At 44.5% G+C, this 14,271-nt stretch carries 12 protein-coding genes; 4 read left to right on the top strand and 8 right to left on the bottom strand.

Annotated features, from left to right (window positions below):
* The first annotated feature begins 133 nt into the window (after positions 1-133).
* Positions 134-1,081, top strand: a complete 948-nt coding sequence (locus tag PKOR_RS20125; RefSeq protein WP_046313071.1) for an isoaspartyl peptidase/L-asparaginase family protein — start codon at positions 134-136, stop codon at positions 1,079-1,081.
* A 107-nt stretch (positions 1,082-1,188) separates the two neighbouring features.
* On the opposite strand, the gene PKOR_RS20130 is transcribed toward PKOR_RS20125, so the two are convergent.
* Complete coding sequence (locus PKOR_RS20130) at positions 1,189-2,388, bottom strand: AI-2E family transporter (protein WP_235336861.1); 1,200 nt, start codon at positions 2,386-2,388, stop codon at positions 1,189-1,191.
* Between the two features lie 67 nt (positions 2,389-2,455).
* On the opposite strand from PKOR_RS20130, the gene PKOR_RS20135 reads away from it, so the two are divergent.
* Positions 2,456-3,118: a cation efflux transmembrane domain-containing protein gene (locus PKOR_RS20135; RefSeq protein ID WP_046313073.1), complete on the top strand. Its 663-nt coding sequence runs from the start codon at positions 2,456-2,458 to the stop codon at positions 3,116-3,118.
* A 261-nt stretch (positions 3,119-3,379) separates the two neighbouring features.
* A complete protein-coding gene (locus tag PKOR_RS20140; RefSeq protein ID WP_046313075.1) occupies positions 3,380-5,809 on the top strand; it encodes a TonB-dependent receptor plug domain-containing protein in 2,430 nt (809 codons plus the stop codon).
* 71 nt (positions 5,810-5,880) lie between these two features.
* Here the strand turns inward: PKOR_RS20140 and PKOR_RS20145 are convergent, their stop codons facing one another.
* The 5 genes from PKOR_RS20145 to PKOR_RS20170 form a co-directional block, all read right to left on the bottom strand.
* A complete protein-coding gene (locus PKOR_RS20145) occupies positions 5,881-7,806 on the bottom strand; it encodes a PAS domain-containing hybrid sensor histidine kinase/response regulator (RefSeq protein ID WP_052738978.1) in 1,926 nt (641 codons plus the stop codon).
* Positions 7,807-7,840: 34 nt separating this feature from the next.
* The gene (locus PKOR_RS20150; protein WP_046313078.1) at positions 7,841-8,650 is read right to left on the bottom strand and encodes an alpha/beta fold hydrolase; all 810 of its coding nucleotides are present in this window, start codon (positions 8,648-8,650) and stop codon (positions 7,841-7,843) included.
* A gap of 456 nt (positions 8,651-9,106) precedes the next feature.
* Positions 9,107-9,463: a hypothetical protein gene (locus PKOR_RS20155; protein ID WP_046313080.1), complete on the bottom strand. Its 357-nt coding sequence runs from the start codon at positions 9,461-9,463 to the stop codon at positions 9,107-9,109.
* A gap of 228 nt (positions 9,464-9,691) precedes the next feature.
* Positions 9,692-10,144 carry a cold-shock protein gene (locus tag PKOR_RS25715; protein WP_046313082.1) on the bottom strand — a complete coding sequence of 151 codons (453 nt, stop codon included), beginning with the start codon at positions 10,142-10,144 and terminating at the stop codon, positions 9,692-9,694.
* 416 nt (positions 10,145-10,560) lie between these two features.
* Positions 10,561-10,752: a cold-shock protein gene (locus tag PKOR_RS20170; RefSeq protein WP_046313086.1), complete on the bottom strand. Its 192-nt coding sequence runs from the start codon at positions 10,750-10,752 to the stop codon at positions 10,561-10,563.
* Between the two features lie 306 nt (positions 10,753-11,058).
* Here PKOR_RS20170 and PKOR_RS20175 point away from each other — a divergent pair, with 306 nt between their 5' ends.
* Positions 11,059-11,805, top strand: coding sequence for a DNA-formamidopyrimidine glycosylase family protein (locus PKOR_RS20175; protein ID WP_046313088.1), 747 nt, complete (start codon positions 11,059-11,061; stop codon positions 11,803-11,805).
* 96 nt (positions 11,806-11,901) lie between these two features.
* Here the strand turns inward: PKOR_RS20175 and pgl are convergent, their stop codons facing one another.
* A complete protein-coding gene (pgl, locus tag PKOR_RS20180) occupies positions 11,902-12,624 on the bottom strand; it encodes a 6-phosphogluconolactonase (protein ID WP_046313090.1) in 723 nt (240 codons plus the stop codon).
* 104 nt (positions 12,625-12,728) lie between these two features.
* Complete coding sequence (gene zwf, locus PKOR_RS20185; protein WP_046313092.1) at positions 12,729-14,237, bottom strand: glucose-6-phosphate dehydrogenase; 1,509 nt, start codon at positions 14,235-14,237, stop codon at positions 12,729-12,731.
* Positions 14,238-14,271 lie beyond the last annotated feature (34 nt).

The raw sequence follows: 14,271 nt of genomic DNA on the forward strand, positions 1-14,271 counted from the left end.
ACATTACGCAGCCGCACAAGCATAAATTGCGCTAATGCAATGCAATCTGATAGCACAAATTAACACTTGCACCAGATCATCGTACTAGCTGAGGTTACCCACTTCATCAACTCACATACTATTGAAATAACTTATGGCTAAACAGAAACCAATTGCCATTGTAGTACATGGTGGAGCAGGACCAGACTCCGACCATGTACATGAGAACAAAAAGAAGTATGAAGAAGGCATACAGGAGGCAGTAGATGCAGGATACAAAGTATTGGAAGAGGGTGGGTCTGCTGTAGATGCTGTAGAGGCGGCTGTGATCAGCCTTGAGAACAACCCACTGTTTAACGCCGGAAGAGGCTCGGCTCTAAATGCAAATGGCGAGGTAGAGATGGATGCTGCTATTATGCGCGGCAATGACCAAGCCTCTGGTGCAGTAGCGCTGGTGCGGAACATAAGAAACCCCATTTCGCTTGCCAAAGCAGTTATGATGAATACCAAGTATCGCTTTCTAGGCGATATGGGCGCTTTAGAGTATGCTAAGAAGCTAGACATCAGATTTGAGCCTGCCTCCTACTTCATCACAGAACATCAGTTTGACCTTTTTTCTAAAAAGAGAGAAGATGAGTTTACCAGCAGTGACAACATAGGTCTGGACGAGTTGAACGCTCGTTTGCACGGCACTGTAGGAGCTGTTGCTCTTGATAAGAACGGACTGATGGCTGCGGCAACGTCTACTGGCGGCACCGAAAATAAAAAAATGGGTCGCATTGGCGACAGCTGCATTATAGGTGTTGGATGTTATGCAAACAACAAGACGTGTGCCATATCAGGTACAGGAGACGGAGAGCTTCTGATGAAAAATGTTATTGCTTATGATATATCTGCCTTGATGGAGTATAAAGGCATGTCGCTTCAGGAGGCTTGTGAGACCGCCGTGCTGGAGCGTGTAAACCCGGAAGAAGGCGATGTAGGTGTTATTGGCGTTGACTCGCAAGGAAACATCGCTCTGGTTTTTAACAGCGCGCGCATGCACAGGGGCTGGAAAACCAGTTCCAAACAGCATGGCGTCGAGATCTATCCTAAAAAATAAAGGCTAAAGTAAGAGGAGAATGCACATAATGACGTGTCTTCTCCTCTTCACTTTTATTCAAGCATGTAATACTCCTGGTGCAGCCGTTGCACCTGTTTTACCTTACTTTAGCCTTTGGAGAATTTCTGCTTTATACTTTTCACCCAATCAGGCTCATCCAACTCATCCTCCAGCAGATAGGCAATTGGGTTCAGCGATGGCAGGTGCTCACAAACAATCCTGATGATGGCAAACAAGGGCACAAACAGAATCATACCGGCAACTCCCCAAATAAGCTCCCCAAGCACAATTGCTACTACCGTAATCAGTGGGCTCAGGTCCATCTTCGCTCCCATCACAAATGGCTCTATCAGGTTGTTATCAATTAACTGAGCCGCCACCAGAATACCTATAACGGGTAATATCGTCCCAGTAGCGCCGCTGACAAAAGCCATAATCAGAGGGAAGAATCCACCTACAAACGCACCTACGTACGGAATAATGGTGGGCAGAACGGCTATAACACTCAGCAAAATGGGGTTCTTTAGCCCTACTATTGAGAAACCTATACTATAGATGATCGCCAGGAAAAGCATAGAGATAAGTCGTCCTCCCAGGTATGCTGCTGCTACAGTGGTTATACTGCTCAGGGTTCGCTGTGCCTCAACCTTGTTTTCTGGCTTTACAAGTTTCAGGAAAAAATTTTTATACTTGTCTCGCTGCCACAACAGGAAGAACATGTAAAGAATAATCAAGGCAAAAGAGGTGATTATGCCCATGAGGCCTTTCATGATAGAGGTTGCAAAGTTGCTAACAGTCTGAGACAGTTTAGATACCTGCGATTTTGCCATTTTTATCTGCTCCTGGGGCGCTACGCCAAACTGCTGCTGTATCCATTGCTGCAGACTATCGATCATCTGCTCCAACTGCTGCTGTATTTTAGGCAAATCATTAGAAAAGCTTGCTGCCTGTGCAGAAATCACAAACAACACTGCAGCAATAAACAGCAGAATGATCAGGATACAGATCAGCGTAGAGAAAATCCTGCTTATACCCCAGCTCTCCAGCTTGTTGCTTACAGGCAGCATGAGCATAGAGAAAATGATACCGAAGAACAACGGTATAAAGAATGTCTTGCCGTAGTACAGTGCTATTACTGTCAGAATTCCCAGCAATATGATCGCGTTGGCCCGGTAAATGGATATGGATTTCATGATATCTTCCCTTTTAAAGTGCATACGGAAGAAACCACTGATTTGCTTTCTTTTAAAATTATAGCCAAGGTTAGGCTCCTCTACAGTAGAAACTAAGCCATCATACCTCATCATACTTGGCGTTACCTGGTTAAGAAGCAGCAGATGCCAACTCTTTTGCCTATGGTTTTGTTAAAGTAGTATGCAGACTATATCCATAATCAACACAGATAATAAAATTAAGCTGTACAAGGTGGCCTTCTGGCTTGCTGTATTCACCATTGTCTATAACACAGTGGAGGGGCTGGTCTCCACTTCTCTTGGATATGAAGATGAAAGCCTTTCCTTGTTTGGGTTTGGTTCCGATAGCTTTATTGAGGTTATATCAGGCATAGGTATTGCCCATATGGTGCTGCGCATCCAGAAAAATGCCAACAGCACAAGAGACTCATTTGAGCGAACAGCGCTCAGAATCACAGGAGTTGCTTTTTACTCTTTGGTAGCAGGCCTTACTGTAACCAGCATCTACAATATCTGGACCGGGCATAAACCAGAGACTACCCTTTGGGGTGTTGTAATCTCAATCATTTCCATAGCTGTTATGTGGGCGTTGGTTTATGCAAAAGAAAAGGTTGGCCGCAAGCTAAACTCTGATGCCATTTTAGCAGATGCAGGCTGTACAAGGGTGTGTATTTATATGTCGGTTATTCTTCTAGTAGCCAGTGCTATCTATGAGCTTACCGGCTTTCCGTATATAGACAGTATCGGTACCCTTGGTATAGCATATTTTGCCTTCAAAGAAGGTCAGGAATGTTTTGAAAAAGCAAAAAGCGATAAACTGTGCAGCAGTAAGGGCTGCTGCTAACAGCAAAACAGGGTGTGGGGATAATCCCCACACCCTGTTTTTACCTGGCTGATGTATGAAAGGAGCAGCAGCACCTATACTGCTACACATTTTGCACTTATCAAATACATCCAAAAACACACTTATACTTTCCTCGTAAATAAACTACTCAAACAAATACTAAGGAACGGTTTTTGCGTGTATTTATAGTAGCAATTAGTCCTAAAGCTAATATAAAATCAGCAAGATATGAACCGGATTAAACTTAAACATTTCCTATATATGATGCCTGTTTTACTGCTGGCATCAATGGCATTTATAAGTCCGCAGACTGACCTTACCCAACGGCTAGAGTCTTACCTGAGCACATTTCGGTCGCAGTATGCACCAGAAAAGGTATATGTGCAAACAGATAAGCCATACTATGCTCCTGGGCAGGCTGTGTGGCTGAAAGGATATGTGGTAGATGCTGCCACTCTACGCCCTTCTGCAAAGAGCCAGGTGCTATATGTAGACCTACTAAATGCTAGTAACCAACCCGTGCATCAACTCATTTTAAAGGCCGAAAATGGTAAAGCTGCTGGTGATATGTTACTACCAGATAGCCTGCCAGCAGGCACCTATACTCTGGCTGCCTATACACAATGGATGCGTAACTTCGGCGATGGTACGTTCTTCACCAAAACCTTGCAGGTGTTGGGGCCTAGTGATAACACTGCAACAGCAAAAACCACTTCTGCTACCGAGAAAATTGATTTTCAGTTTTTCCCGGAAGGAGGCGACATGGTGCAAGGTTTGAAAAACAGAATTGCTTTTAAAGCAACAGGTACTGCCGGAAAAGGTGTTGCTGTTTCAGGTAGCGTTTTTGATGATCAGGGGCAAAAGCTCCTGGATTTTTCAGACCTACACTTAGGAATGGGAGCCTTTGAGTTACAGCCCGAAGCTGGCAGAAACTATATAGCAAGAGTTAAAACCAGCGATGGTAAGAGTGTAGAATATGTACTACCAAAAGCAAAGACTACAGGTTATTTGCTTAGAGTGGATGAGACCACTGGCAATAACCTGGAGATTTCTATAGCCGGGAACGTAAACCAACAGGAGCCCTTGGTATTGACAGGTATCAGCCAGGATGCTTTAAAGTATTCTCAAGCTGTTTCACTACAGCCTGGGCAAACTTACCGACAGCAGGTTCCGAAGTCAGAGTTTTCTACGGGTATTGTACGCTTCAACCTGTCTCGTGCAAACGGGGAGCCTCTAGCCGAGCGACTGGTGTTTGTAGACCATCAGGATGATCTGAATATTAACCTCACCACAAACAAATCAACGTTTGAAGGGCGGGAGCTAGTTACCCTGCAGTTGGAGGCAAAAGACAAGAACGGACAGCCTGTAGCCACAGACTTTTCCCTAGCCATAACAGATGATGAACTGGTAAAGCAAAGCAAGAACAGCCTTGGCATTAAAAGTTACCTACTGCTGACTTCTGACCTGAAAGGGTATGTAGAGCAGCCTGGCTACTATTTTGAAAATGATAATCCACAGCGAAAGCAGGCCTTGCAGTACCTGCTCATGACGCAAGGTTGGCGACGTTTCAGCTGGCAAGCAGCTACATCTGGCTCCTTCCCAAGCATACAATATCCGGCTGAGCAAGACCTGACGATCAAAGGCAAGCTGGTTACTAAAAAAGATAAGCCTGTCGCAAACGGGGAAGCCCTGCTTTACCTGCAAGGTCAGCACCAGGCCTTTATCACAACGGAAACAAACCGCCAGGGTGAGTTTTCCTTCAGAGGCTTTGACTTTACGGGAGATGTAGATATGGTGGTACAAGGTACAGACGCCAGGGGCAGACGCAAACACCTGCAGGTAGTGATGGAGGAGGACTCTTTTATCCCGAAAGTAGCTACTTCGAACCCTTTTCAGGCAGAAGCACTCTTACCAGATGCCAGGCAAGATTTTTTGCAGGCCAGCAGGCAGCAGCAATTTGCCTCATCTAACTTTAATCAGGCTTATACCTTAAGAGGCATTTTACTTCCTGAAGTGGACATCAAAGGCGAGAAAGATGTTTATGTGCCTTTTACCTTGCATAGAGAGGCAGATGTGGTAATAAAAGGCAAAGATTTAACAGTTGCTCCTTCCGGCAACATCTTGGAAAGCCTTCAGGGGCGTGTGGCTGGCGTGCAGATTTACCGCTCCGGGCAAAACCAGTTCAGGGCCAGAATCAGAGGACAGCAAACACCGCCGTTGTACCTGGTTGATGGTGTGCCAGTTTCGGAAGGTACCCTATCGATGCTGAGCCAATTCGACATAAACAGAGTAGAGATTCTGAAGGATGCGGCCAGCGCTGCTATCTATGGCGGCAGAGCCTCAGGTGGGGTTATCGCCATCTTTACTGACCATGGTGGCGAGGAAGAAACAGAAGTAGAACCTGGTACTTACATCATTGTGCATCAAGCCAAAGGGTATAACAAAGTGCGGGAGTTCTACAGCCCACGTTATGAGGAGCCGGGTGAGGGCAGTAACGAGCCAGACCTGCGCACTACCATCTACTGGAACCCTAGCGTGAAAACTGATGCAAATGGCAAGGCAACTGTAACCTTCTATACCGCTGACCGCAGCACCACTTATAGAGCCATTGCAGAGGGAGTTTCTGATGAGGGAAAACCAGGTAGTGGTACTCTAACCTTTCAAGTGAGCAGCAAAAAGCTTAACCCATAGTTTTGAGATTCCTGCAAAAAGCCAGCCGTTACATGATGGCTGGCTTTTTTACGCCTTCTAGTTCAGGCTTTTCAACCAGTTTGTAATCTCTCATCCAGCCCTTTTAGTATCAACCTGAATTGGGTGCCGATAAGGTGCTCTACCAGCTCAAGTTGGTCGGGGTCAAGGGGTACAGCTCTCAACAAGATGGTACCATGCTCCAGCGCTGCGTGTAACGGCTTTGCATGTAAAAGCTCTAGTGAGGTTTCAATATTCTGTACCCAATAATTGTACGACTGCGAATTTCGCTCTTTTATCGCTTTAGTTATTTCTACACTTGCTTCTTGCAGCGCACTTATCGTAATTGTTATTAACTCCAGCATCCCCTCAGGGTCGTCAGACATGAGATCGTTGAAGGTTGAGAGATTGAAAGGCCCCTGCGTTTTATCATGATGCTGTACTACATTCTTCTCCCGCTCTTCTTCGGAAAGAGTGCCGGAACTGTAAGAAGCAATCAGCTTGTAAAGTATACTTGGGTTGAAGGGCTTGGCAAGTATTCCGTTCATACCTGACTCCTCCAGCTTTCCCTGATACTCTGCCTGTGCTGAAGCTGTTAAGGCCACAATGGGTATTTTAGCATACTTGCCATCCTCCATACTTCTGATTCTCCTGGTGGCTTCGTAACCATCCATCACTGGCATTTGCAGGTCCATCAGAATCAAATCGTAATCATACCTTATTACCTTCTCAATTGCCTCCTGCCCATTACCAACTACATCATACCTTACCCCCCAATTTGTCAGGTACTGCGACAGCACATAAACATTGATCTTGTTGTCCTCCACAAGCAGCAGCCTTACCCCTTTGGCAGTATTGGTTTCTGTTTGTTGTAGAGTTGCCTTGGCAGCCTCCTTGCTTACCTTTAGCTCGAGGTTAAAATAAAAGCGAGAACCTTTACCCTGCTCACTTTCCACCTTTAGCTCACTGTTATAAAGCGCAAGCAGCCTTTGGCTGATGGCAAGCCCTAAACCAGTACCGCCATAAGTCCGGTTGATATAGGAGTTGGCCTGAGCAAAATCTTCGAATATGATTTTCTGCTTATCAGGCGCGATGCCAATGCCTGTGTCTGCAACCTCAAAGCCAATAGACACCCTGTCCCTGACTTGCTTCTTTTGTGTTATCTTAACAGCTACATGACCATGCTCAGTAAATTTCAAGGCATTGCTTATGAGGTTATTAAGTACCTGCACCAGCTTTAAGGGATCAACAAAAAGGTGCTCAGGTATTTGCTCGTCAATCTCATACTTGATAGTGAGTCCATTCGCTTCTGCCCTGGCCTCAAAACCATGTAGTATACTAGCCACTAAATCTCTTATAGCAACACTTTCCTCATCAAGGCTCACTTTGCCTGCTTCGATTTTATTGAAGTCGAGAATGTTGTTAATGAGCTTCAGCAGGTTTTCAGTTGAGAGTTCCAGCACGCTCAGGTACTCTGCCTGCTGAGGCGATAGTGTTGTATTACGCATCAGGTGTACAATTCCGACGATAGCATTGATTGGTGTTCTTATCTCATGGCTGACAGTAGACAAAAACTCCGCTTTTACACGGGCTGCATCCTCTGCTTTTTTCTTGGCTTTTAGCAGCTCAAGCTCATACTTCTTGCGGTCTGTGATATTGAATACAGTAGTCCTGTATAGGGCAGGCCTTCCTTGCAGATCTCTTACAAGAGTAGTATTTAGCAAAACTGGAAGGAGTTTTCCTGAACTGGCCCTAAGCGAAAAGTTAATCTCGTTTATAAAACCCTGCATTTGCAGTAGCGGGTAGTAATGGGTTTCATAATAGATGGCATCGCCAATGGGGAGCAGGTCCTGTATCTTCTTCACAAAGAGTAGCTGCTTTGCATCATACTCCAGCCAGGTTTGAAAAGTGTTGTTGATTTTGATGAACGTTCCGTCAGGGAGCGTAGAAAAATAACCACATGGAGCATTATCATAAAGCTCTTCTACACTCTCTTCCAATAACCCTTCTAGAGCCAGCTTAGTGATATTATTCCTACTTACCACTGATATTTCGGTCTAAGAAGCTTTTAATAGCAGCTATGGTCTGCTCTGGTTCACTAATATGCGGACAATGACCCGATGCATCAAGCATAACGAACTCACTGCCTTCAACAGCCTGATGCACGTACTCACCTACAGGTGTAGGGGCTATCACATCCTGGCTGCACTGCAGTATCAGCGACATAATTTTTACTTTTGGCAGATCAGCCCTGTTGTCGGATAGAAAAGTTACCTCTGCAAACTGCTTGGCAATATCCGGATTTGTTTTGCAAAAGCTGTTGGTTAGCTCCTCACTTAGCTCCGGCCTGTCAGGGTTTCCCATTATTACAGGCGCTGCCGCACTAGACCACCCAAGGTAATTACTCTCCAGCGACTGAAGCATTCCTTCTAAATCCTCTCTTGAGAAGCCTCCAATGTAGTCTCCTTCGCTAATGTAGTAAGGAGACGGGCTAACCATAATCAGGCTGTGGAACAGCCCTGGTTCTTTGATAACAGCCAACACTCCTACCATAGAACTTACTGAGTGCCCCACCAGAATTACATCCTCTAGTTCCAGCGCATGGCATATTTCCAGTATATCATCGGCATATCCTTGCAAATTACTGTACTTGTCTTTCCTATAAGCACTCTCATCAGACTTGCCAGCACCTACATAGTCGAACAGCACAATCTTAAAATTGTGCTGGAAAGCTGGGGTTATAAACCTCCACATATTTTGGTCACAGCCATAGCCATGAGCAAATACCATGGGCATCTCCCCTTGTCCAAACACATGAACATTATGCCTTTTAAGTACATCCATAACACTGCGTCTGATGAGCAATAGGATCTAAGTAGCTAAAGCGGTATGCTGCAGGAAAATAAACATTAGAAGCACTACAAGAACCTGGTGAGTCAGGTTCAGCCTTTTCTCCGTCTTAGCTTTATCCTTTTATACCCATATAAGTCAATTACATAAATTAAGTTATATTAATAAATGGTATAAATCAATAGACTTGTCTACTAATCCGGCAGTGATAAGTTGCAGGTATGCTCCGGTATCCTATACTTTTAATCAGGAAAGTAATTGTACTATCGTGCTGAGCGAAGTAAGAAGTGTGGTAGCCTGGTAGTATAACTGAGGTTGCAACCCAAGAAAGGCACCATTCCAGTAGAAAAGGTCTAGTATGGCTGATAAGAAAATAGAAAAGCCGCTTAACAATTAAGAAGCGGCTCGGGAAAAAGAACTGACGCCCTCAGGTTAGAAAGCAAGGAATCACTACTCTTTAGCCCCTGGCAACCCTGACTCTAAGTACAGATCTAGGTGGTCATTCAGGTTGCTTCCTTCCTGTAGGTTCCTGATGTCGTTGTTAAAGTTGTGGTGAATATGCCTGATCACATACGAGTCAACTGCCATCACAGCCATATAATCGGCAATAGTAGCTAGTTTATTTACCTGAGGGTTGATGTGAAACTCATCTAGGTTCAAAGACTCGATGTAATTGTGTAACTGTACCAGCTCAGGATATTTGGAGCGATAGGCATGTATAGTCCTGAGGAGCTTTTCAAGTATAAATGCATACTTAAAGCTGTCGTTGTTACCCGCTGGCGGTTGATTATTTCTAAGGAAGGGCACCTTTATTCTAAGCGTCTTAAGTAGCAGAAAAGATTTTGTAACTGAATTAGCAATAATCTTAAAGGTGCTACAGCAACTTGAACCATATTGCCTAATAACTCCCCTTTTGGAGAAGCACTGAAAAATGCAGCACGGTCCATGCTTAGTAGCCAAAACAGGTACTCAAGTTCTTTATAGAAAGTTTCTGAATACCAGTTTTTGCTCCTAATGGCTAAACCACAGCGTTCACTATACCAGCTTAACGTTGATAGCGTTCAATCCTTTCAGCCCCTTCTCAACTTCAAAAGATACTTTGTCGCCCTCCTTGATCGAGCTAGTCAATCCATTCTGGTGGACAAAAATACTATCCTGAGTTTCATGGTCTCTTATGAAACCGTACCCTTTTGATGTGTTGAAATGCGTAACCGTTCCCTTTCTGATAAGATCAGCCGGATCTAGTTCTGCCTGTTTAGGAACACCAATCTGGATGTCCTCTTGCTTGATAGCCTGCTTTTTCTTTGGATCTGGGGGAGTAGCAGTGATGTTACCGTCTTCATCTATGTAAGCTAACATAGAATCCAGGCTCTTGCCTTTATTAGAGTTGGTCTTGCGCTCTTCTTTCTTGCTCGCTTTATCTTCTCTTTTTTTCTGCTTCTTCTTTTCCTTTTCTTTCTTGTTAAAGGTTTCTTGTGATCTACCCATATATGTTATTCTGTTGGTGAGTTATTGTTGCTGTTGGTGCCCCTAAAATCAAATCATTCTCTTCAGACTAGTAACGAAATAAGTAGTTCGTTCCGTTCCGAATCCACTTCTCAAAGAAGCTATTATCATTAAATTCGCCTGAAAGAAGGCCTGCGTCACTTATGCCAGTTCCCTTACAGGAATTCATGAAGCTTTGCAGAGAATCCTGATTGGTTGGAGCCCAATCTTTCCCCTTTTGGAGAGCTACACACAAGTATACACGGGTGGCAGTATCTACTATATATTTTCTATTCATATAAATATCCTGGCGCTAAATTTTAAGCCTGCCTAAGCCTTCTTGAAAGATTTAACTTATTTAAAAAATAAAAAAGCCTTACGCAGTGTAAGGCTTTTTTATTAATGACTTATATCTATAACTAAGCACGCTTAACGTTGATAGCGTTTAGTCCTTTTCTTCCCTCTTGTAGGTCAAAAGTAACTTCGTCATTTTGTTGGATCTCGTGTACCAGTCCTGATACGTGTACGAAGTACTCCTGATCTGAATTTGCATCCTTAATGAATCCGAAGCCTTTGGTGTCATTAAAGAATTTTACTGTTCCTTTATTCATGTTGTTTTTGTTATTATATACCTACTACAATTCTGCGGGCATATACGTTCATTATTTTGTACAATGTACAATAAATTGTTTACAAAGCTATTATATTTCATAAGGTTCACTGAAAATTCTTTTAATAAGCTCATATTTTAGCGGAATGGTGCTTCCAGCACTACTCTACTGCTCTATAGTACTCTATTTTCAATAAGCAGGCTCGTCTATTACTTGTAGGCACAGCATGACTCCTGCGTTCCATTCTTAAACCCGCAACCAACTGTAGCTGTATGCTGAAGTGAAACCGTAATTAACTCAAGGTTCATGCCCGAAGGTCCGCAGATGGTTTTTCTTAAAGAGCAGGCTGAACAGTTTGTTGGCCAGACTGTACTGTTAGCAGAGGGAAGTGCTAAACATGTTCCTAACAATCGCTTGCAAGGCCAGGTACTGACGGAAATCAAAACCTATGGCAAAGAATTTCTCTTTTGCTTTTCAAGCTTCGCTATCTGCATACATCTGATGCTGTTTGGCAAATATGCCATCAACAGCAGACTGGATCGGGAGCTTCGGTTGGGGTTAGAATTTGAAACGGGAGAAATAAACTTCTACGCCTGCGACTGCCGGTTAATCGAAAAAGAGCTTAGCGAAGTTTATGACTGGAGCACCGATGTCATGAGCACCTTGTTTGATAAAGCAAAAGCGCTAGAAAAACTTCACACTAAACCTGAGAGGCAAATTTCTGACGCTATATTGGACCAAAGCATACTGGCTGGAGTAGGAAACGGAATCAAAAACGAAGTTCTGTACAGAAGGCAGATTCACCCGGAAAGTATGGTTGGCGCAATTCCGGAAGTAGAGTTACTAAAATTAGTTAACGAGTGCGTCAAACTAAGCTTTGAATACCTAACCTGGATAAGGGAGGGTACTGCAAAGCAGCACTGGCAGGTATATCAAAAGAAAGAGTGTCCCAGAGATTTTATCCCTCTACAAAAAGGTAAAACTGGAAAGCAGTTGCGCTCCAGTTACTACTGCGATAGATGCCAGAGGCTGTTTTTGCCCGATGTTCTTTAACAGAAATAAGCTAATCCAGTTAATGTTAACCCAAATTACGTACAAAAGCCTCTCAGTATGCCTGAGAGGCTTTTGCTATTGCTGCACCTGCTTTGCTTACTTTTTCAATCGTTTTGCAGCGGCTTCATCTACAAACCAGTAGGTTTCTCCCTGCTGTGGTCGTATAAGTTGCGCAGGAAACTTTTCCGGATTTCTCTCCCCCTCCAGCACTTCATACAGCGCATCTGCTTTCTTCTCACCAAAACTCAAAAACAATATCTTTTTGGCCAAGTTAATGAACGGAGCAGTTAAGGTTATCCTATGCATCTGCTGCGGCTCCAGGTAATAAGCATCCACCCACTTTGTCTTCTCCTGCAGCACGTCTGTACCCGGAAACAGCGAAGCCGTATGGCCATCATCCCCCATTCCCAGCAGTATAAGATCTAAGCCCAGAGCTGACTCCATTAAATGGTTACGGAGTATTTCTTCATAGTGCCTGGCATATGCTTCCGGCTCCTGCTCATCCCACATTGGGTAAATCTGATTTTCAGGTACAGGCACATAGTTCAATAAGGTTTCTAAAGCCATCTTGGCATTGCTCTTCTCATCCGTTAGCGGCACCCAACGCTCATCCCCCCAAAAGATATAGGTTTGTTCCCACGGCACCTGATCCTTGTAAGGAGACTGAGCCAGTAGCTGATGCAGCTGCACAGGAGACGAGCCTCCGGTTAGTGCAACAGAAAACCTGCCCTTTTCCTGAACCGCCTTTTGGGCAGTTTTAACAAACAGTTCTGCAGCAGCCTTACTCAGCTCTTGTGCATCTTTAAATATGTGTAGCATAATTTCTATTCAGTAGGTGTTGGCAGCAACTATACTTATTGCTGTCTTATACTTTCTGTTGTACCTTCCTTATTCCTCAAAAAAAGAAAGGTTAAAACCTCACTCTAGCTTTCACACGAGGTAGAAGCGGCCCAGGTATGACCATCGCGTGCAATCAATGCTTCCGCATTTTCTGGTCCCCACATTCCTGAAGCATAGTTCGGGAAGTCAAGTGAAGGACGGGAATCCCAGGTCTCCAGGATTGGCGTTATCACATCCCACGCTGCTTCTATCTGGTCTGCACGCATGAACAACGTAGCATCACCCTGCATCGCATCCAAAAGCAAAGTCTCATAAGCCTCTGGTGAGTTTTTTGAGTAGCTGTTGAAGTCGAACACCATTTCTGCAGGAATCAAGGTCATTGACAGTCCCGGACGCTTGGCTGTAAAGCGCAGGCGAATATCCATTTGCGGCTGCAGGTTTATCGTGAGCCTGTTAGGCAACAGGTTTTCTGACAGCGCAGACGGGAAGGATAAGTGGGGCACAGGACGGAACTGAACCGTGATGGAAGAAGTCTTATTCTGCATGCGCTTGCCAGTGCGCAGGTAGAATGGAACCCCCTGCCAACGCCAGTTATCCAGGTAAAACTTAATAGCAGCGTAGGTTTCTGTTTGAGAGTTAGGATCTACTCCTTCTTCTTCGCGGTAACCCGGCACTTTTTGTCCCTTGATCCAGCCTGCCCCATACTGCCCTCTTACAGCAAAATGGTTCACATCCTCATACTTGAAGCGGCGAACCGCCTGCAGTACATCCGCTTTTCTGTTACGGATTTCTTCTGCTTCAAACGAAACAGGAGGCTCCATTGCCACCATGCAGAGCAACTGCAACAGGTGATTCTGGATCATGTCCCGAAGAGCTCCGGCACCTTCGTAGTAGCCACCCCTATCTTCCACGCCAACCTGTTCTGCCACTGTAATCTGCACAAAGTCAATGTAGTTGCGGTTCCAGAGAGGTTCGAAAAGGGCATTAGCGAAACGGAAGGCCAGGATATTCTGCACCGTCTCTTTGCCCAGGTAATGATCAATTCTGTAGATCTGGCTTTCCTCAAAGGTTTGTGTCAGAAGTTGGTTCAGGCTGCGGGCAGTTTCTAAATCCTTACCAAAAGGCTTTTCTACGATAATGCGGTCTTTTGCTACCTCACTGGCTACTCCGGCTTTTCCTAAATTAATGGTAACAGCCTCAATAAAGCGTGGCGCTACTGAAAGGTAGAAGAGCCTGTTCGCACGAGTACCCCATTTATCATCAAAACTATCGAGCTGCTCAGCCAACTCCGCATAAGAGTCCGGTGAGTTTATGTCAGACTGCAGGTAAGTAATATACTGTTGGAAAGACTCCCACTTTTCTTCTAAAGGCAGGCCACTACGCGAGAACTCTGTTAACCCCTCATGCAAGTGGTTGCGGTAATCCTCATTGCTGAAAGATGAGCGACCTAAGCCAACAATGGTAAACTTCTCTGGAAGCCATCCCTCCAGGTATAAATGATAAAATGCAGGTATTAGCTTTCGTTTGGTTAAATCGCCGGTACCACCGAAAATAACGACAACCGTAGGAGCTGCTATTTTGCCTGTGTTCATATAAGATATTTATTAAAGCAACAGTAAGTTGACT

It is taken from the genome of Pontibacter korlensis (assembly GCF_000973725.1).
In the GTDB taxonomy this organism is placed as follows: domain Bacteria; phylum Bacteroidota; class Bacteroidia; order Cytophagales; family Hymenobacteraceae; genus Pontibacter; species Pontibacter korlensis.